The organism is Candidatus Magnetaquicoccus inordinatus, from assembly GCF_004217665.1.
Lineage (GTDB): Bacteria > Pseudomonadota > Magnetococcia > Magnetococcales > Magnetaquicoccaceae > Magnetaquicoccus > Magnetaquicoccus inordinatus.
In genome coordinates this window covers 1-19,446 of the sequence record NZ_RXIU01000046.1, presented here as the reverse complement: position 1 = coordinate 19,446, position 19,446 = coordinate 1, and the positions used below count along the sequence as shown (strand labels likewise).

Below are 19,446 nucleotides of genomic sequence, written 5' to 3'. Positions count from 1 at the left end.
AAACGAATGCCTACTTTGACCCCTTGCTGCTGACAGGCGCGAATACCGGACAAAGCCTGTCGAAATGCCCCCTCCTGCATGCGGTTGCGATCGTGATGCAGCTCCAGACCATCCAGACTGACTCCCACATAGTCAAATCCGACCTGCTGAATCTCTTCCGCCTTCCTGGCATCCATCAAGGTGCCATTGCTGGACAAGCCCAGGTAAAATCCCATCTCCTTTGCCCGTTGCGCAATGGCAAACAGATCAGGATGCAATAGTGGCTCTCCACCGGACAGGATGATTGCTGGCACCGCACAGTCATGGAGATCCTGTAAAACACGAAAGATCTCTTCGCGACTCAACTCACCTTGAAAGTCGCGGTCGGCAGAACCCGAATAGCAGTGACGGCACTGCAAATTGCAACGCCGCAACAGATTCCAGACCACCACCGGCCCTTGCCAACGACCGCCATGGCTGCGTTGCCGTGATTGCGTGCTCTCTTTCTGCAGCAGTTGACGTAACAGTTGTGTCAATCGAAACATCAGCTCTTCACCCCTCAATGCGCCAGACGCAAACCGGTTTTTTTCAAGATGCGTGTACTGTGCAACAAGGCATGCCCGCGCACAGCCCCCGCCAACAACTCCTTGATACGGGCACATTTATTCTCGACACTGGCGCGATCAGGGCCATGCACCATGGCAAACAGGTTATAGGGCCAGGAGGGCAAATGGCGGGGTCTTTGATAGCAATGGCTGACAAAATCCAGTCCACCAACCAACAGACCCAATTGATCGATCTGCTCCTCTGGCAGCGCCCAAACTGTCATGCCATTGCCCCGCAACCCCAAAGCATAGTGGTTGGGCACCACTCCCAGGCGGCGGATCCAACCCCAGGCCAGCATGCGCTCCATACGCTCTATCACCTCTCCCGATGTGCTATGGAGTTGTGCAGCCACAGCCTGATAGGGTTGCGGCAACAGCAGCAAACCTCCTTGCGTGGCAGCAACGATAGCGCGATCCAACGCATCAGGATATTCTGGCGGCAATGGAAAACGGGACCAGGAGGCAGGTGGATCTGGCAGCCTCATGGCCACCGTATCGACATGGTTTTCTGTAATCTGGAGTTGAAAACCCAAACGATACTCTGCCAGTTTGGGCAGATTGAATACTGGCAAACCGCTACACTTTTCAATAGCAGCCAACACCTGGGCAATCTGCTCCCGACGTTCGGTCGCCACCACAAACCACATATTGAGCTGGTGGTCACGCGCATAATTATGCGCCACCTCCGCAAAGCTGTTCACCTGTTCGGTCACCGTGGCAAAGCGCTCTTCTGGCACCGCCATGGCTGCCAAGGTCAAACCGCCACCCATCATCTCCGCATTGAACAGAGGACCAAAACGGCTCAAAACACCCCTCTGCAACAGATCTTGAATGGTGGCGATCAACCACTCTTCAGTGACGGCCAACTCTTCGGCTATCGTTAAAAAAGGACGATCCTGCAGCGGAAAACCGCTTTGCATTCTGTTGATCAGCGCATATTGCTCCTGCATCAAGGCATGATCCTCATTTCCGGCAGATGTTATTCAGAACGCAAATCGACATACGAGTTGTTCCACTCAGACAACGGCTCCGCAAAATAATAGGCTCCGCGCTGTTTGAAACGGCGTACACTAAACAGGACTTGGTGCGGAAAACGGCCAATTTCACAACAGTGAATTACAGCATGCACCGCCTGCAAAACCTCTTGTTGCGCCTTGCCATGGATCATGCAATAGAGATTATAGGGCCAGTGCGGCAAAACTCTTGCTCTTTGGTAACACAGGGTAATCATGCCATGTTGGATCAACTTTTGCCCAAAATCCTCAACCAACTCATCAGGGAGATCCCAGACCACCATGGCATTGGCACGATAGCCCAATTCATGGTGGCGGACAATTACCCCCATGCGCTTGATAATTCCCCGCTGCTGCAGTTGCGTCAAGAGGTGCAACACCTCCTCTTCTGTCAAACCCAGACGCTCGCCGACCTGCTGAAAGGGGCGCGACACCAAAGGCAATCCCTTTTGAATTTCCATCAAAAGACGCTCTTCGTATGGGCCAAGCATGAAAGCAGACACGAATCACTTCCTTCCCGGATCAATGCAAGGGAAAGCCTAAATCGATATGGAATGGTTTGATCATCGGCATCACATAGACAGAAAAACCACTTTCTGTCTCGATCCTGTCGATCACACTCTGCAGACGTTGCGGCGATTCAGCAGTCAACACAAACCATAAATTGATGGCATGATCCCGTTCATAGTTATGATTGACTTCAGGAAAGCTGTTGACCAAAGAGGCGATTCTTTCCAGATCTGCCGCTGGGATCTGCATCGCCGCCAAGGTGCTGACTCCCACCTGTCCAGTACGCAAAACGGCACCCACACGACTGATGATGCCTCGATTCTGCAGGCTCTGCAAACGACTCAAGAGCTCCTCTTCGCTGATTCCCAAGCGCTCTGCCATCTCCTGGTAGGGTTGGGACACCAAAGGAAAATGGTGCTGAAATTCGTTGAGCAGGCGCATATCCAACGGCGTCAGATTGTTCATAAACCAATTTTGTGCGCCCTGGAGGAGAAAAAGATACCACTGGGAGATTTTGCCGGCAGAGTCGCCACGCGGGAAAAGTTATCGGTACGATAGACTTCGACACGATTTTCATCGCGCAAAGAGATCCACACCTCTTCTCCTTTTGGGGTAAACTCCATGTGCATAACCCCTTTACCAGGACGAAACTGTTTGATCACTTTCAGGGAAGGCACATCGATCACCTGGATGGTATCATTGTCTGGATGGGCAAAGTTGACCCAAACCTGGCGCCCATCGGGTCTGGCCATGGCAAATACCGGTTGGCTGTGTACCGGAATATGCGCCACCTCTTTCCAGGTTTGCATATCAGCGACGATAACCTCATGGTGACCGACTGCCGGTAAAAAGATCTGAGTCCCCGCCACAGCCCACCCTTCCAGATGGGGCATTTTATACACCGGCAGTTTTTCCTGACCACGACCATATCCCTGCAAAATACGACGGATCCCTTTTTCTGGATTCCAGAGATCCAAGAGGGTCATGCCATCTTCTCCAAACAGACCCGCCACATAATAGTGGCCATCGGGCGTCACTAAACCATCATATGGCTGTGCTCCTGCATTGGTCCACTTGTGCACTTTGGCTTGGGCAATATCGCTGACATCGACCATCCAAATCTCACCGGCTTCAAACAGACTGAATACAAACGCCTGCCCCGGAGCATCTTCCAGACCGACTACTTTGGAAAGTTTGCCATCGGCTCCCATGGCTGGCAGATCCAGTTTCATTTCCAAGGTTTCGGTATCAAAGATACGCACCCCTCCTGGGGTATAATTGGCAACAGCCAGCCAGCGACCATCCTGCGAGATGGCCCCACCAATACTGTTGCCTGATTGGATAACCCGGTTGACCACCTGATAGGTCAAAAGGTCCACTTTGCTTAAACCGCCGTCACGCCCACAGATATAGGCATAGCGCCCATCGCGGGAAAACAGGGCGGTGGCATGCGACAAATCGCCCAGACCCGGCACGCTCGCCAACAAGGAGTTATGACTGTTTTCCAGAACTTGCAATGAACCATCGGCCCGTTCGACCACCACCCCCAAATCACCCGTACCACGCAACGGTGTACAGGAACTGCCCAACAGGATGGCCAACAGACCCATACTGCAGAGGGTCATCTTCCGCCATAATTGCCCTGAATCTCTCATTCCGCCACCCCTTCCAGTAGACGTTCTGCCAACCAAGTGATCTCTTCCTGTGTCAACAACCCTTTCCAGGGAGGCATGGCTCGTTCCGGTACGCCATTCAGGATAACCATTTCCAGATACTCTTTGGGCTTATCTTGCAAGGCACTGACAGTCAGCGGCGGCCCCAACCCCCCCAGCAAGCGCAAACCATGGCATGAACCACAATCTTGACGCAACAAATGCAGCAACTCCTGCTGTCGTAACGTATCCAAGGCAAAGAGCGCACTCGGAAAAGTGCATACTGCCCCGAACAATAGCGCAGAAAAAATAAATCGGGCAAAAAATTGCCTGCAACGAGTCAATGAATAAATCATGATCAATATCAAAAAAAACCTAATGATTCGACAATTTTCCCTCACATTCACCATAAGCGAGACTAGCCCCAGCCTGAATGAATGTCCAGAAAAAATGATGAACTCTCTCTTTTCCATCGTCTGGTATTCCAGAACAGGTATGCTAGAATTGTTTTTCTTGCCCCCCCTTCTTTGCCCGTGCAAAGGGAGAGGTTCACTGAACAATAACTGCTCCTGGCACAGGAGATTAAACCTCGAAATGAGAAGCTCTCGTCTGTTGCAAGCATTCACCAGATTGGCAACCATTCACGCTTTGTGTATAGGGTTGTTATTGGCAGATCATGCCGAATCCGCTTCTGGTCAAGCCCCGGCAATGACCATTGATGAGTTCGATACAGCAAAACAGATCTATTTTGCACGCTGTGCCGGTTGTCATGGCGTGCTGCGTAAAGGTGCCACTGGCAAACCTTTGACCACAGACCTGACCCTTAAATTGGGCAGCGACTATTTGCGCGGAGTGATTACCTCTGGCTCTGCCGCTGGCATGCCCAATTGGGGTACCATTCTTTCGGCAAAAGAGATTGATCTGCTCTCCCGCTATCTGCAACATCCTCCGCCATCCCCACCGGAATTTGCCATGAAAGAGATCCAGAATAGCTGGAATGTGCTGATTCCGACAGAAAAACGCCCCAATAAACCGCTGCATAAAATCAATCTGGCCAATCTTTTTGCCATAACTCTCCGCGATAGTGGCCAGATTGCCTTGATTGATGGCGATGCCAAAAAAATTGTCACTGTCATCACTACCGGTTATTCTGTTCATATTGCTCGTTTTTCAGCTTCCGGGCGCCATCTGTTGGTGATTGGACGGGATGGCAAAGTCACCTTGATCGACCTGTGGATGGAAAAACCGGATATTGTGGCTGAAATCAAGACAGGTTGGGAGGCTCGTTCTGTTGCAACCTCCCAATATAAAGGCTGGGAAGAAAAATATGTTATTGCCGGTTCCCATTGGCCTGCACACCTGCTCCTCATGGAGGGCAACAGCTTAAAACCACTAAAAATTGTCTCGACCCGTGGCTACAGTGCCGATACCCAGGAGTTTCATGCCTCACCACGCACCGCCGCCATAGCCGCCTCACACCAGCATCCTGAATTTCTCATCAATGTCAAAGAGACCGGACAGGTATTGCTACTCAACTATTCCGACCTGAACAATCTGACTCTCACCAGCATTGCTGCTCTCCCCTCCTTGCACAATGGAGGCTGGGATGCCAGCCATCGCTACTTCCTGAGCGCCGCCAACAAAGCCAACAAAGTGGCGATCATCGACTCCAAAAGCCGTAAATTGACGCAACTGGTTGCTGTCGGCGCCCTCCCGCATCCCGGACGCGGTGCCAATTTTCTGGATCCGCAATTTGGACCAGTCTGGGCAACCAGCCACCTGGGAGATGGCTCACTCTCCTTGATCGGCACCGATCCGGAAAAACATCCAGAACAGGCTTGGAAAGTTGTGCGCACCCTGCAAGGAGCAGGCGATGGCTCTTTGTTTGTCAAAACCCATCCGCAATCAAAAAATCTCTGGGTAGACAACCCACTCAACCTGGAAACAAAAATAGCGCAATCCATCGCTGTGTTTGATCTGCATGATCTGAACAAAAAATATGAACTGCTGCCGATTGCCGAATGGGCTGGCTTGGGTGAAGGGAGCAAACGGGTTTTGCAACCGGAATATAACGCAGATGGCAGCGAGGTCTGGTTTTCAGTATGGAATGGCAAAGAGCAAAAGTCGGCTATCGTGGTGGTTGATGACAAGAGCCGAAAACTCAAAACGGTAATCAAGGATGAGCGATTGATCACTCCAACTGCAAAATTCAACCTTTTCAACAGCCAAAAAGAGATCTATTAAACCGAGAGCGTAAGCTTGCAGCACGCTCTCAATCTGACAGGGAGAGACAGTTTTATTATGGAAATGATTTATTATACTGCCGCCGGCATCTTTCTCTATTTCATCTCTGACTGGCTATTGGAGCAGTTGGAACGCGCACGTGGCAGCCGTTTTCCCCATCGCAGCATCCTCTTTTTTGTCATTATCCTCAGCTTGAGCATGGCAACCTTCCATCTGATTCAAACCTATATGTTTCCACCTCCTGCCGCCGTGGAAAGCTCTCAAGAGGCACCAAACATCCAACCTCCTGGAGGCAAATGATTGTTTGTTTGCTCCCGGCTCTCGATTTTTCCCAAAACAGGCTGAAAAGATAGCCATAAAAAAGGGAGCAAGCATGTTTTCCTGCTCCCTTTTTATTGGGATCTACCACATTGTGGACAAAGCGCGGCAACAGCAGCCAAAGGCTATAGCGCTTATTATTTCAAGGTAAATTTGTCGACATTTTCATCAAAGCCGACGACCAGCATCTGTCCGGGTCGAAAGGTGATCGGTTGCTCCATAGTATAATCATACCCCTCCTGCATCGAATCGCGCATCTCTACCTTGAAACGGTGCTCCCCTGCCGGAATAAAAAATTTGGCATAGACAAAAGTGGCACCATCGCGATGAATTCCCGGAGCCCGAAACTCCTTATGCTGCACCATCGTACCATCCAAAGAAAAACGAATCACCAGGGGTGAGCGTTCCCGTGGACAATCCTGCTGCCGACGCATATTGGGCGGCAACTTTTGCAACTCTTCTGCTGTGCGCTCGTGACACAACTCCTTACGTTTGGTGGGATGCTTGAAGGCAACCATGATTTCCGCCTTGTCCACATCCAAATATTGATAGCGTGGCGAGGTAGAGAGATAGAAGATCACCCCACAAAAAGCCGCATAAAACAACCCCTGCATCAAATACCGAAAAGCGCTATTCATCGATTTGCCCCTCGTCCACTCAGCTCAATTTTTCCTGACGAAACGCCTCGACCTTACCGTGCAACAGCGCATCATCGCCCGCTCCGGCCCAAACAACCAGAATCCGCTCCCGATCCACATTTTTCTTCATATGGGGTTCCCGCGTACCTGCCAAGCGTTCTTCAACCAACCAGTTGCCCAAACGGAAATAACAATCCCCTTCACGACAGCCGGTGACAACCACCCCTTTTGCTCCCTTGCGCAAGACATAATCCAAGAAAGAGGGATGCAACATTCCCGCACAAGGCAAACGCACCACAGCGGTATCTGCAGCACGGAGCTTATCCAGATCGGCACCCCGCTGGCAGCCAAAGATCAACAGGCTGCGCTCTCCACTCAGCGATTGCAAAGCCCGATCGGTCTCCTGGCGCATATGGTCCAGGGTATAGCCCGGCATATCGATACCCACATTCAAGGTTTCACCGCTGCGCCGGAAGGGATTGGCAGTGGTACAGGCCCCCAGGCAGATGCCACAGGCGGTACACAATGAGGGGTCAATGACCGATTCAAACAGGGTGTTGCGCCGTCCATCGCTGCGCGGCTGCATGGAAGCGGCACCAAAAGGACAGTCGCGGGCACACCCTCCACAGCCGGTACAATCGGGCAAAACCACTTGTGCAGGCGGAGCCTCCTTGCGTGGTGGCAACCAGGGAAACAACATAAACAACAGCGTCACACCAGCGGAAAATGCCCAACCCATGGCCGGGCCAAAGCGGTCGATAAAGGGATAAATATTCAGATAAAACCAGTCGATATGCAGCGTCATTGGCGCTTTGGTCAAATCTGCCGCTTCATGACTGACTGCCGGTTTCAACAGCGACAAAGCCAACAAGGCCACCATGGATCCAATAGCCAAAACCCGCGGGGGCATCACTTTGACATGACTGATGCGGCTGACATGGGTCCAGGTCATGAACACCAAAGCCACAGGAATACCAAGCAGATGCAAAAAGGCCATCAAGGTAAAAAAGCGATCCGAAACCTGACCATCGAGAAAATTGAGAATCATGGAGCTGGGAATCACCGGCAACCAATCAACCAGCTCCGCTGTACCCAAAGCGACATATTGCGCCAACATGTCCCAAACCAGCCAATAGCCGGAAATACCCAGCAAAACGACCAGCCATAAGGTAGGGATACCGGTAAACCAGGAGAACCAGCGAACTCCGCGATAACGATCACGAGAAAACTCGCGCACCAAATGCAGAAAAATGGTGATCACCACGGCATCCGAGGCATAACGATGCAAGCTGCGCATGATGCCAGCCAGCCACCACTGTTGGTGGGTCATATATTCCACAGACTGGTAAGCACGGGCTACACTGGTCTCAAAGGGAATAAAGAGATAGATCCCGGAAAACAAAATCACCCAGAAAAAAAAGAAGGATAAAGTTCCCAAATGGTAGAGGGGATTATTTTGATTCCCGAATATCACATTAAGCTGCTTCTCCATGAACAGAAACAGCCGGTTGCACGTACTGCGTAAAATCTCCACGACAAGAACGCTCCCTGCAAAAGTGATGAAAGCTCTATTTTAATATATAACCTCTCAACGAGGGAAGGATCATTATAACAGACCAGCAAATTTTTTCCATAGCCATGAAAAATAAATCGCCATGATTACATATTGTTACACTAAATTGTATCCCTCAACAAAAGGGGGAAATATTGCAATTTATCAAAAAACACTCCTGATAAAAGAGCAATATTGCGCTTCGGATATTCTATTATGCGACAAACGGCAAAATAGCTTGGAAAGAATATGTTATTCATCAATAATTGCGGAATGCGGAGAAATTCTGCGACACTCATAGAGAGCGATAGCGGCGGCTACAGCAACATTCAAGGAGCCGACTCCCCCGGTGATTGGAATCGACAGCAGTTGATCACAGCGTTCACGGGTCAAACGTCGCAGCCCTTTGCCCTCACCGCCCAAGACAAAGGCCACCTTCTCGGGGAAAACACAGGTTGCGATGGAGTGCTGGCCATCGGCAGCCAGACCATACACCAGCACACCCTGCTCCTGCAAATCTTCGATGGCGCGGGCCAGATTGACCACGCGCACCACATCGACACGCTCTGCCGCACCGGCAGAGGCTTTATTGGCAACGGAAGAGAGTGGGGCGGCACGATCACGCGGCAGGATAAGCGCCTGGGCGGCAAAAGCCTCTGCCGAACGCAAAACAGCCCCCAGATTGCGGGGATCTTCCACGCCATCCAAAAGCAGGAGCACAACCCGTGGCAGCGCTGCCACACGCTGCAACAGCTCAGCAAAGGAGGGCTGGCGGCGCAGAGCAACCCGTGCCACCACCCCCTGATGCACCCCATGCTGCGTTAAACGATCCAATGCCGCACGATCGGCAAAACGTGGTCGCAAACCCCGCTGTCGGGTCCGCTCCACAATCTCTTGCAGACGGGAGCCATGCCCCCCCTGCAACACTGTCACCGTTTCGACAAGGCGTTCCGGATCAGAGAGCAGTGCCAATACGGGATTGAGTCCATAGACCAAATCTCCACTGCTCTCCTCTTTGCGCTCAAAATCTCCCTCTTGCTTGGCAGGTGCGACCATCAGGAGCGCCTCCAGGTTGTGCCCTCTTTGCTGTCAAGAACGATAATCCCTGCATCTGCCAACTGTTGGCGAATGCGGTCAGCCGCTGCAAAATCACGTGCCTGGCGCGCAGCCAAGCGTTGTTGCAGCAGAGCCTCAATCTCGGCATCCTGCGGACCCGCTCCAGCCTGGCGATGAAAATAGTGCTCCGGCTCCTCGGTCAACAGGCCACACACAGCAGACAAAGCGCGCAACAAGGCAATCCTCTCCTGCAACAGGAGCCGCTCCTCTGCTGCACCTTGCTGCACTAAAGCAACACTACGATTGATCTTTTTTGCCAATTCAAACAAAATAGCAATCGCTTGTGGCGTATTAAAATCATCATCCATGGCTTGAAAAAATGGCTCACCAGCCTCTTGCCACACTGCAGAGGCAGCGTTGCTCTGCAGTGCCTGCAACGAGACATGCGGCAACTCTCCCAAAAGCTGTTTGGCAGTTGCCAAGGCGCTGTATAGACGATCCATGCCATGACGTGCCGCCTCCAGCAGCTCTCCCGAAAAATCCAGTGGTGAACGGTAGTGGCTGTTCAAAATAAACAGACGCAGCACCTCACCCGGATAGTGCGCCAGCAAATCGCGAATGGTGGAAAAGTTGCCCAGGCTTTTGGACATCTTTTCCCGTTCGCCGCTGGCGGAGAGTACATTGACAAAACCGTTATGCAGCCAATAGCGCACCCAAGGATGACCGGTACTGCCTTCGGTTTGCGCAATCTCATTTTCATGGTGGGGAAACAGCAGATCCATGCCGCCCCCATGAATATCAAACGCCTCACCCAGATATTTGCAGCTCATGGCCGAACATTCGATATGCCAACCGGGACGCCCTGCCCCCCAGGGCGATGACCAACGGGGTTCATCGGCTTTGGCTGCTTTCCACAAGACAAAATCCAGAGGATTGCGCTTACCACTATCCACCTCCACACGCGCTCCGGCCTGCAGCTCACTGAGCTGTTTACCAGAGAGCTCGCCATAAGCATGAAAACGGTCCACCGCATAATAGACATCCCTGCCATCGCTATAGGCATGACCATTGGCCAACAGGCGTGCAATCATCGCCTGCATCTCCGGCAAATGCTCGGTTGCACGCGGCTCCACATCGGCTTCTGCCACACCCAAACCGGCCATATCCTGATGAAAGGCAGCAATATAGCGTTCGGTCAATTCGCCAATCGAAATCTGCAAGGATTGGGCACGCTGGATAATTTTATCATCAATATCGGTAAAGTTGCGCACATAGGTCACCTGCAGACCACAGGCACGCAGATAGCGGACGATCACATCAAACACCACCATGACCCGTGCGTGACCAATATGGCAATGATCATAGACTGTCACGCCACACACATAGATACCCACCCGTCCCGGCTCCCGCAACTGTAACAGCTCTTTGCGCCGTCCTTTGGAATTGAAGAGTTGTATCTGCAAGGGTCTGTTCACCAACTTGATTCTCCTTAATGTAACGTGCTATGTTCTCCAGTGTTCGGAGATTCACCCAATATTGGAATGATTTGAAACTAGTACGGGAAATAAAACATCATGGCTCTTTTATCGAACCGCATTCAAAAGGTAAAGCCCTCACCCACCCTGGCCATTGCCGCCAAAGCAAAAGAGTTGCAAGCGCAAGGCATCGATGTGATCGATCTGGGTTCTGGAGAACCCGATTTTGACACCCCAAAACATATCAAAAAAGCGGCCATTCGTGCCCTCAAAGAGGGATTTACTAAATATACCGCTGTTGATGGCATCCCGGAACTGAAAAAAGCCATCATCGGCAAGTTTGCCCGCGACAATCAGCTCTCCTTTGAGCCTAACCAAATCGTGGTAACCGTCGGCGGCAAACAAGCTTTTTATAATTTGGCGCAGGCCATGCTCAATCCTGGTGATGAGGTGATCATCCCGGTACCCTACTGGGTCTCCTACCCGGATATGGTGCTGTTGGCAGATGGTGTACCGGTTTTTGTGCCCTCGCAAGAGGAGACCGGATTCAAAATCACCCCGCAAGCCTTGGAAGCGGCCATCACCCCGAAAACCCGTTTTGTGGTGATCAACTCACCCAGCAATCCCTCTGGTGCCGCCTATAGCGCCGAAGAGCTGCAACAACTGGGAGCAGTGATCGAACGCCATCCTCATGTCTGGGCGGTTGTGGATGATATTTATGATAAATTGGTCTATGACGGCTTTACGGCAGTCACCTTGACCCAAGTGGTTCCTGCACTCAAAGAGCGCACTGTCATTGTCCATGGTGTCTCCAAAACCTACTCCATGACCGGTTGGCGCATCGGTTATGCGGCTGGCCCCAGCGAAATCATCAAAGCAATGGGCAAAATGCAGTCACAAAGCACCTCCAATGCCACATCCATCGCCCAAAGAGCTGCTGTTGCCGCCTTGGATGGTCCACAAAAGGTGATCAAGCCGATGTTGAAAGCCTTTGCCCAACGGCGTAATTTTGTTGTCGAATCACTGAATGCAATCCCGGGAATTCGTTGCCGGGCCCCGGAAGGCTCTTTTTATGTTTTTCCCAATGTCGGCGGTCTGATCGGCAGCAAAAGCCCCGATGGCACGGTGATGCAGAGCAGTATGGAACTGGCAGCCTTCATGCTGAATACCCACCAAATTGCCTTGGTGCCTGGTTTGGCATTTGGCATGGATCCCTATGTGCGCATCTCTTTTGCCACATCCATGGAAAATTTGCAAAAGGCCATGGAGCGGATGCGTCTGGTTTCCAAAGATTTGCTGGGTTAAGAAGATGAGTCAGGATCTCTTGCTCCATAAAAGGCTGTTGATCCATGGCCGAGTGCAGGGGGTCTTTTATCGCGTCTCCACGCAACAGGAGGCGGAAAAGTTGGGGCTGCGGGGCTGGGTGAAAAATCTACCAAACGGATCGGTAGAGGTAGAAGTGCATGGTTCACCCAGCGCCGTTGCCGCCTTGCTTGCCTGGTGCCAACACGGTCCACCCGGAGCACGTGTGGAAAAAATTGACAGCAACGATTGTCCTCCAGCAGAATATACTGGTTTTCAGGTTATCCGCCCCTGAAAATCTTGTGAGCAAATCGTTACGAGCAAGGAGTGCGACAAGGCTATGGAAAGCAAACGATAATAGATATCAAGCAGACAGGCGCGAAGAAAAGCAGTCAACAGAGCCCACAGTAATAGATTGACCAGCTCCCTCCCATCCTCCGCGTCACCAGCACCATCTACACGTTTTGTCACGTAATAATATCTCTCATCCTCTGGAGGAAGCAGCATGAAAGCAGCCGAACTGTTTGTCCAATGTTTGCAGCAAGAAGGGATTCAATTTATTTTCGGCATACCGGGAGAGGAAAATCTGGATCTGATGGATGCTCTGCTGGAGAGCCCCATCCAATTTATTACTGTCCGCCACGAGCAGGGAGCCGCCTTCATGGCCGACGTCTATGGCCGCTTGACCGGCAAGGCGGGTGTCTGTCTGGCCACTTTGGGCCCTGGTGCCACCAATTTGGTCACCGGAGTTGCCGATGCCAATATGGACCGTGCGCCGGTTGTCGCCATTGCCGGACAGGCTGCAACCACCCGTCTGCATAAAGAGAGCCATCAGGCCCTCGATCTGGTCAATCTGTTTCGTCCAATCAGCAAATACAGCATTCAGGTTTTGGATCCCAACACCATTCCGGAAATTGTCCGCAAAGCCTTCAAAGTGGCACAAACGGAAAAACCAGGCTGCAGTTTTATCGATTTTCCAGAAAATATCGCCGAAATGATGGTCGATAAACAGCCCCTGAAAGTGCAACAACACAGCATCCCTGCTCCCCCGATAGAAAAGATCAAACAGGCAGCACAAATCATTGCCGATGCTGAATTTCCGATTGTCATGGCCGGCAATGGCGTCATCCGGGCCAACGCTTGCGCGATGCTGGTCGATTTTGCCGAAAAATTAAACATTCCGGTGGCGACCACCTTTATGGCCAAAGGGGCGATTCCCTTCTCCCATGAACTGGCCTTGGGTGCTGTAGGTCTGCAAGCCCACGATTATGTCTCCTGTGGCTTTGATCGCGCCGATGTCATCATCTGCGTCGGCTTTGACATCGTGGAATATCATCCCCATCTTTGGCATTCTGACAAAGATCGCAAAATTATTCATATTGACGCCTCTCCCGCGGAAGTGGATGAACACTACATATTGGAGGTAGGTGTAGTGGGCGACATCGGCTTGTCACTGAAAGGTATCGCCGCAGAGAGTCGTTTTCACAAAAGCCGTGTAGCCCATACCTTGCGTGAAACCATTGTGCAAGAGTTGAACGCAGGAGCCAACGATCTGGACTTTCCCGTCAAACCCCAAAAAATTCTTTGGGATTTGCGCGAAGTGCTGCAACCTGAAGATATTCTCCTCTCCGATGTAGGTGCGCATAAAATGTGGATTGCGCGCATGTATAAAACCGAGCGTCCCAATACCTGTATTATCTCCAATGGCTTTGCCGCCATGGGCATCGCCGTGCCCGGGGCGATTGCCGCCAAACTGGTGCATCCGCAACGCACGGTGGTTGCCGTGACCGGTGATGCCGGTTTTTTGATGAATTCACAAGAGATCGAGACGGCCATGCGCATTGGCACGCCGATTATCATCCTGATCTGGAATGATGCCGCTTATGGCTTGATTCAGTGGAAGCAGATGAAACATTTTGGCAGGGAAAGCAATATCCGCTTTACCAATCCTGATTTTGTACAATATGCCCACAGCTTTGGCGCCAAAGGCTACCGGGTAGAGCGCAGCGAAGATTTGATCCCCATTCTGCGGCAAGCCATCGCCGATCAAACGGTGGTGATCATCGATTGCCCGGTAGATTATCGGGAAAATCTGAAACTGACGCAAAAATTGGGCGAATTGGTCTGTCCCATCTAAAGCGAGATGCTGATCTGGTAACAAGTGCACACCATGATAGAAGCTTGCTATCTCATGAGCGCAGACATGTGACCCGCTTGAAGGCAAACTGATAGGAATCATCCAAGACTCTCTTGCAGGCAAAAAACAGCTTTTTCAACCCGGATGTAGGGCATGGGGAAAGGGGTGTGCAGCAATCTCTCCAAAACCCATAAGAGTTTTGCAAATACGCTCACCCTGAAGCCTTGCGGGTAAGAGCTTGCCAGCAAGGGAGTTTTGCTGTACCCTGCAGCCACTATGGATAAAATTATCGTTCGGGGCGGTACCCCACTCAGCGGCACGATTCCTATCAGCGGCGCCAAGAATGCCACTTTGCCAGCCTTGGCTGCTACCCTGCTGACCGATCAATCGGTGCATCTTTCCAACATCCCGCATCTGCTGGATGTGACCACCATGCTGGAACTGCTGGGACAGCATGGCTCGGCTATTACCGTCGATGAACGGTTGGGCGTGGAGATCGATAACTGCCAGATCAACAACTTTCTCGCCCCCTATGACCTGGTGAGCACCATGCGCGCCTCCATCCTGGTGATGGGACCGCTGCTGGCTCGCTATGGCCACGCCGATGTCTCGCTGCCCGGAGGCTGCGCCATTGGATCACGGCCGGTAAATCTGCATATCGAAGGCCTGCGCGCCATGGGTGCCGATATCACCCTCAGCGGCGGCTTTATCCATGCCCGTGCCAAACGTCTGCATGGCGCCCGCATCCATATGGATCCGGTAACCGTCACCGGAACCGAAAACCTGCTGATGGCTGCAACCCTGGCCAAAGGACGCACCTTCCTGGAAAATGCGGCCAAAGAGCCAGAAGTGGTTGACTTGGCCAACTTTTTGACCAAAATGGGCGCCCGCATCCAAGGAGCCGGCACCTCTACCATCATCATCGATGGCGTCGATACCCTGCATGGTACCCGCCATCGTATCATGCCTGACCGCATCGAAACCGCTACCTTTATGATCGCTGCCGCTGTCACCGGTGGCGATGTGATCCTGACCGGTACCAGCGGCGAATTTTTGGCCTTGCCCATCCGTAAACTGCAAGAGGCCGGCCTGATCCTGGAAGATGATCCCAGCCGGGAAAGCATGCGCGTGCGCTGCAGCGGTCGCCTGCAAGGGGTCAACCTGGAAACCGCCCCCTATCCCGGCTTCCCCACCGATGTGCAAGCACAAATGCTGGTTCTCAACTGCATCGCTGAAGGCGCCAGCAGCATCACCGAAAATATCTTTGAAAACCGCTTTATGCACGTCTCGGAACTGCAGCGACTGGGAGCGGATATTCAGATACTCGGTAACGTGGCCCATGTGCGCGGTTTGAGCAAACTGCATGGTGCTCCAGTAATGGCCACCGACCTGCGCGCCTCCGCCTCTTTGGTGCTGGCTGGCTTGGCTGCCGAAGGCGAAACCGTCATCTCTCGCATCTATCATATCGATCGCGGCTATGAGCGTATCGAAGAAAAGTTGTTGGCCCTGGGTGCCAATATCCAACGGGTCAGCGGCTAGAACCAGTTCTTATCAAGAGCCAAAGAGTACATCTGGAACCGACCATGAACAGCCATTTGATTGCCCGCTTGGACAGCCGGCAAGCCGATTTTCAAGCTCGTTACCAGCGCCTGTTGCAATGGGACAGCGAACGTATCCTGGATGTGGAACAACGTGTGGCCGACATCATCCATCAGGTTCGCCAGGAGGGGGATGCAGCGCTGATCCGCTTGACCCAACAGTTTGATCGCATCCTGTTGCACAAAGAGCAGTTGGCCTTTTCTGAACAAGAGATTGATACCGCCTGCCAACAACTGCCCACAGGCGATATGGAGGCTTTGCAAGCGGCGGCTGAACGGATCCGCGCCTACCATCTCTGGCAAATGCCTGCCATGGGCATCCAACGTTTTCAAGATGCCACCGGCATGCAGTTGGGACAACGTTTGACCGCAATCGAACGCGCCGGTCTCTATGTACCAGGTGGTTTGGCCAGCTATCCCTCTTCAGTCCTGATGAATGCCATTCCCGCACAGGTGGCTGGCGTCCAGGAGTTGATCATGGTGGTCCCTACCCCGGATGGCACGATCAATCCGTTGGTCTTGGCCGCAGCTCGGGTTTCTGGAGTGCAACGCATCTTTCGCGTCGGTGGCGCCCAGGCTGTAGCCGCTTTAGCCTATGGCACGCAAAGCATCCCAAGAGTGGATAAAATTGTTGGTCCGGGCAATATCTATGTCGCCACAGCCAAAAGGCAGGTGTTTGGTCAGGTTGGCATTGATATGATTGCCGGCCCTTCGGAAATATTGGTGATTGCCGATCAGGAGAGCAACCCGGAATGGTTGGCCGCGGATCTGCTCTCGCAAGCCGAACATGATGAGTCCGCACAAGCAATTTTGATCACCGATTCGCAGTCGCTGGCCGATGCCGTAGAAGAGCAACTGCACCGCCTGTTGCAAAAATTGAGTCGTCAGGCCATCTGCCGCATCGCCTTGGCCAATCGCGGCGCCTTGATCACTGTCCCGGATTTGCCAACCGCCTGTCAATTGGCTTCGCAAGCAGCTCCCGAACATTTGGAGCTCTCTTTGGCCGATCCCGAAGCGGCGCTGCCGATGATCCACAATGCCGGGGCCATTTTCCTTGGTCGCTATACCCCGGAAGCCATTGGCGACTATGTGGCTGGCCCCAATCATGTTCTGCCCACCAGCGGCACCGCCCGTTTTTCCAGCCCGCTCGGCGTCTATGATTTTATTAAACGTTCCAGTCTGCTGGGTGGTCCGCTCTCTGCTTTGCAACAAATTGGCCCAATCGCCTCCCGACTGGCCAATCGTGAAAGTTTGACTGCCCATCAATACAGCGTTGATTGCCGTCTGGAGAGCGCATCATGATGCGTACTGCCCATGTGGAACGCAAAACCCAGGAAACCGAGGTACGCGCCACCGTCAATCTGGATGGCAACGGCCTCTCTTCCATCGATACCGGCTCACCCTTTCTCGACCATATGCTGGATCAATTGGCGCGTCATGGGCTATTCGATATCGAAATAACGGCTCGTGGCGATACCCATATCGATGATCATCACACGGTTGAAGATGTAGGCATCACCCTTGGTGAAGCCTTTCGTCAGGCTCTGGGCGATAAAAGAGGCATTGCCCGTTTTGGTTCGGCGACCATCCCTTTGGATGAAGCGCTCTCCCGGGTGGTCATCGATCTCTCCAACCGGGCAACCCTGGTCTGGCAAGTGGAGTTCAAAAACAGTAAAATCGGCCAGTTTGATACCGAACTGTTTCGTGAATGGTTTACTGCTTTTGCCAATCACAGTCGCTCCACCATCCATGTGGCCAATCTCTATGGCAGCAACGATCATCATAAAATCGAATCCTGCTTCAAAGCCTTGGCCCTGGCCCTGCGCCGTGCCTGTGTTCAGGATCCACGACGCGGCCAATTGGTTCCCAGCACCAAAGGTATTCTCTCCGACAGCTAACCCCTCCTCCGGTATCTGGCCATGGTCATCGTTATCGATTACGGTTCTGGCAATCTGCGCTCAGTCGCCAAAGCTCTGGAAACGGTTGGCGCAGAGGTGCGCATCAGCCAGCAGGCAGAGGAGCTGAAACAGGCCTCACATCTGGTTCTGCCTGGCGTGGGCGCCTTTGCCGATTGCCATCGCAACCTCAGCGAAAGCGGCCTCCTCCCCCCCCTGCTGGAGCATATCCAAGCCGGCAAACCTTTTCTTGGCATCTGTGTTGGCATGCAGTTGCTCTTCAGTGAAGGCCATGAATATGGTGTACACCCCGGCCTGGATCTCTTTGCTGGCTCAGTGGTCCGTTTTGCTACCGACATGCGCGACCCTGAAGATGCCAGTCGGCATCTGAAGGTGCCGCATATGGGTTGGAATCAGGTGCAGCAGACACAAGCACACCCCCTCTGGAAAGATATTCCCGATGGCAGCCATTTTTATTTTGTGCACTCCTACCATGGCTGCCCGCAAGATCCGCAACTGATTGCGGGCAGTGCCGAATATGGCATCCCCTTTACGGCGGCCATCGCGCGCGACAACCTCTTTGCCACCCAGTTTCACCCGGAAAAGAGTCAACGCTATGGTTTGCGCCTGTTGCACCACTTTACCCAATGGAGACCTTAAGCCGTGCTGATCATTCCTGCCATCGACCTGAAGGATGGTCAATGTGTACGCCTGTTTCAAGGCGACATGAACCAACATACCGTCTACTCCGATGATCCCGGTGCCATGGCCCGCCATTGGCAGGATGCAGGAGCGCAGCGACTGCATGTGGTTGATTTGAATGGTGCCTTTGCCGGACAACCTGTCAACGACAACGCCATTGCCGCCATATTAAAGGCCCTCAGCATCCCGGTACAACTGGGCGGGGGGATCCGCACTCTGGCAACCATGGAACACTATCTCAACCTGGGCATCCAGCGCGTCATTCTGGGCACCATTGCCTGCCGTGATCCGCAACTGGTGCAAGAGGCTTGTCGTCTCTTTCCGGGACAGATTTTGGTGGGTATCGATGCCCGCGATGGCTGGGTCGCCGTACAAGGTTGGGCAGAAGTGACCAATATCCGCGCCGTTGAACTGGCTCAACGCTTTATGGAGGTTGGTGTCGCCGAGATTATCTTTACCGACATCGCCCGTGATGGGGCTCTGCAAGGGCCCAATATTGTTGCTACCCGTGCCCTGGCTGAGGCGGTGACCACCCCCATTATCCTCTCTGGCGGCATCTCCTCTTTGGCCGATGTGCAAAAGGTCATGGAAAATCCCGGTCCCTATGCCAATGGCGGACGCATCTCCGGCATAATTACCGGCAAAGCGCTCTATGATGGTCGTTTGGACTTTGCTGCCGCAGTTGCTGCCTGCCAGCTTGCTGCTTAAAGCAAACCTGCTGTCCAGAAAAAATTATTATGGAGGTCCAGGAGGAGATTATCTCCTCCTGG

General features: G+C 52.7%; 20 protein-coding genes. 10 read left to right on the top strand and 10 right to left on the bottom strand.

From position 1 onward, the window contains the following. From EJP87_RS05645 to EJP87_RS05620, 6 genes are all read right to left on the bottom strand, one after another. The coding region (locus EJP87_RS05645) for a radical SAM protein (RefSeq protein ID WP_130470885.1) at window positions 1-524 on the bottom strand (524 nt) is incomplete at its 3' end. A 14-nt stretch (window positions 525-538) separates the two neighbouring features. Continuing rightward, window positions 539-1,534 carry a siroheme decarboxylase subunit beta gene (gene ahbB, locus EJP87_RS05640; RefSeq protein WP_130470884.1) on the bottom strand — a complete coding sequence of 332 codons (996 nt, stop codon included), beginning with the start codon at window positions 1,532-1,534 and terminating at the stop codon, window positions 539-541. Between the two features lie 29 nt (window positions 1,535-1,563). Further along, on the bottom strand, window positions 1,564-2,100 hold the full coding sequence (gene ahbB, locus EJP87_RS05635) for a siroheme decarboxylase subunit beta (RefSeq protein WP_227657474.1): 537 nt from the start codon (window positions 2,098-2,100) through the stop codon (window positions 1,564-1,566). 19 nt (window positions 2,101-2,119) lie between these two features. Next, window positions 2,120-2,572, bottom strand: coding sequence for an Lrp/AsnC family transcriptional regulator (locus EJP87_RS05630; protein ID WP_130470883.1), 453 nt, complete (start codon window positions 2,570-2,572; stop codon window positions 2,120-2,122). Then, complete coding sequence (locus EJP87_RS05625; RefSeq protein WP_130470882.1) at window positions 2,569-3,762, bottom strand: cytochrome D1 domain-containing protein; 1,194 nt, start codon at window positions 3,760-3,762, stop codon at window positions 2,569-2,571. The genes EJP87_RS05630 and EJP87_RS05625 overlap by 4 nt, the downstream gene beginning before the upstream one ends. Further along, a complete protein-coding gene (locus EJP87_RS05620) occupies window positions 3,759-4,115 on the bottom strand; it encodes a c-type cytochrome (protein WP_130470881.1) in 357 nt (118 codons plus the stop codon). The genes EJP87_RS05625 and EJP87_RS05620 overlap by 4 nt, the downstream gene beginning before the upstream one ends. 238 nt (window positions 4,116-4,353) lie before the next feature. Between EJP87_RS05620 and EJP87_RS05615 the strand changes: the two genes are divergently transcribed. Further along, window positions 4,354-6,003: a cytochrome D1 domain-containing protein gene (locus EJP87_RS05615; protein WP_130470880.1), complete on the top strand. Its 1,650-nt coding sequence runs from the start codon at window positions 4,354-4,356 to the stop codon at window positions 6,001-6,003. A gap of 57 nt (window positions 6,004-6,060) precedes the next feature. Beyond that, entirely contained in the window at window positions 6,061-6,303 is a 243-nt protein-coding gene (locus tag EJP87_RS05610; RefSeq protein WP_130470879.1) for a hypothetical protein, read from the top strand. Window positions 6,304-6,458: 155 nt separating this feature from the next. Here EJP87_RS05610 and EJP87_RS05605 read toward each other — a convergent pair whose 3' ends face one another. From EJP87_RS05605 to cysS, 4 genes are all read right to left on the bottom strand, one after another. Beyond that, window positions 6,459-6,959: a hypothetical protein gene (locus EJP87_RS05605; RefSeq protein ID WP_130470878.1), complete on the bottom strand. Its 501-nt coding sequence runs from the start codon at window positions 6,957-6,959 to the stop codon at window positions 6,459-6,461. A 19-nt stretch (window positions 6,960-6,978) separates the two neighbouring features. Next, a complete protein-coding gene (locus tag EJP87_RS05600) occupies window positions 6,979-8,493 on the bottom strand; it encodes a hydrogenase iron-sulfur subunit (protein WP_130470877.1) in 1,515 nt (504 codons plus the stop codon). 270 nt (window positions 8,494-8,763) lie between these two features. Further along, window positions 8,764-9,567, bottom strand: coding sequence for a 23S rRNA (guanosine(2251)-2'-O)-methyltransferase RlmB (rlmB, locus tag EJP87_RS05595; protein WP_130470876.1), 804 nt, complete (start codon window positions 9,565-9,567; stop codon window positions 8,764-8,766). Then, window positions 9,567-11,030 (bottom strand): cysteine--tRNA ligase, encoded by a 1,464-nt coding sequence (gene cysS / locus EJP87_RS05590; RefSeq protein ID WP_420886846.1) that lies wholly within the window; start codon window positions 11,028-11,030, stop codon window positions 9,567-9,569. The genes rlmB and cysS overlap by 1 nt, the downstream gene beginning before the upstream one ends. Before the next feature lie 111 nt (window positions 11,031-11,141). Here cysS and EJP87_RS05585 point away from each other — a divergent pair, with 111 nt between their 5' ends. From EJP87_RS05585 to hisA, 8 genes are all read left to right on the top strand, one after another. Next, complete coding sequence (locus tag EJP87_RS05585; protein ID WP_130470874.1) at window positions 11,142-12,347, top strand: pyridoxal phosphate-dependent aminotransferase; 1,206 nt, start codon at window positions 11,142-11,144, stop codon at window positions 12,345-12,347. Between the two features lie 4 nt (window positions 12,348-12,351). Further along, a complete protein-coding gene (locus EJP87_RS05580; RefSeq protein WP_130470873.1) occupies window positions 12,352-12,639 on the top strand; it encodes an acylphosphatase in 288 nt (95 codons plus the stop codon). 210 nt (window positions 12,640-12,849) lie between these two features. Beyond that, window positions 12,850-14,481 carry an acetolactate synthase large subunit gene (locus EJP87_RS05575; RefSeq protein ID WP_130470872.1) on the top strand — a complete coding sequence of 544 codons (1,632 nt, stop codon included), beginning with the start codon at window positions 12,850-12,852 and terminating at the stop codon, window positions 14,479-14,481. A gap of 276 nt (window positions 14,482-14,757) precedes the next feature. After that, on the top strand, window positions 14,758-16,020 hold the full coding sequence (gene murA, locus EJP87_RS05570; RefSeq protein WP_130470871.1) for a UDP-N-acetylglucosamine 1-carboxyvinyltransferase: 1,263 nt from the start codon (window positions 14,758-14,760) through the stop codon (window positions 16,018-16,020). A gap of 44 nt (window positions 16,021-16,064) precedes the next feature. Then, window positions 16,065-17,381 (top strand): histidinol dehydrogenase, encoded by a 1,317-nt coding sequence (gene hisD, locus EJP87_RS05565; RefSeq protein WP_130470870.1) that lies wholly within the window; start codon window positions 16,065-16,067, stop codon window positions 17,379-17,381. Further along, window positions 17,381-17,977, top strand: a complete 597-nt coding sequence (hisB, locus tag EJP87_RS05560; protein ID WP_130470886.1) for an imidazoleglycerol-phosphate dehydratase HisB — start codon at window positions 17,381-17,383, stop codon at window positions 17,975-17,977. The genes hisD and hisB overlap by 1 nt, the downstream gene beginning before the upstream one ends. A gap of 21 nt (window positions 17,978-17,998) precedes the next feature. Next, window positions 17,999-18,634 (top strand): imidazole glycerol phosphate synthase subunit HisH, encoded by a 636-nt coding sequence (gene hisH / locus EJP87_RS05555; RefSeq protein WP_130470869.1) that lies wholly within the window; start codon window positions 17,999-18,001, stop codon window positions 18,632-18,634. Window positions 18,635-18,637: 3 nt separating this feature from the next. Beyond that, window positions 18,638-19,384: a 1-(5-phosphoribosyl)-5-[(5-phosphoribosylamino)methylideneamino]imidazole-4-carboxamide isomerase gene (hisA, locus tag EJP87_RS05550; RefSeq protein ID WP_130470868.1), complete on the top strand. Its 747-nt coding sequence runs from the start codon at window positions 18,638-18,640 to the stop codon at window positions 19,382-19,384. Window positions 19,385-19,446 lie beyond the last annotated feature (62 nt).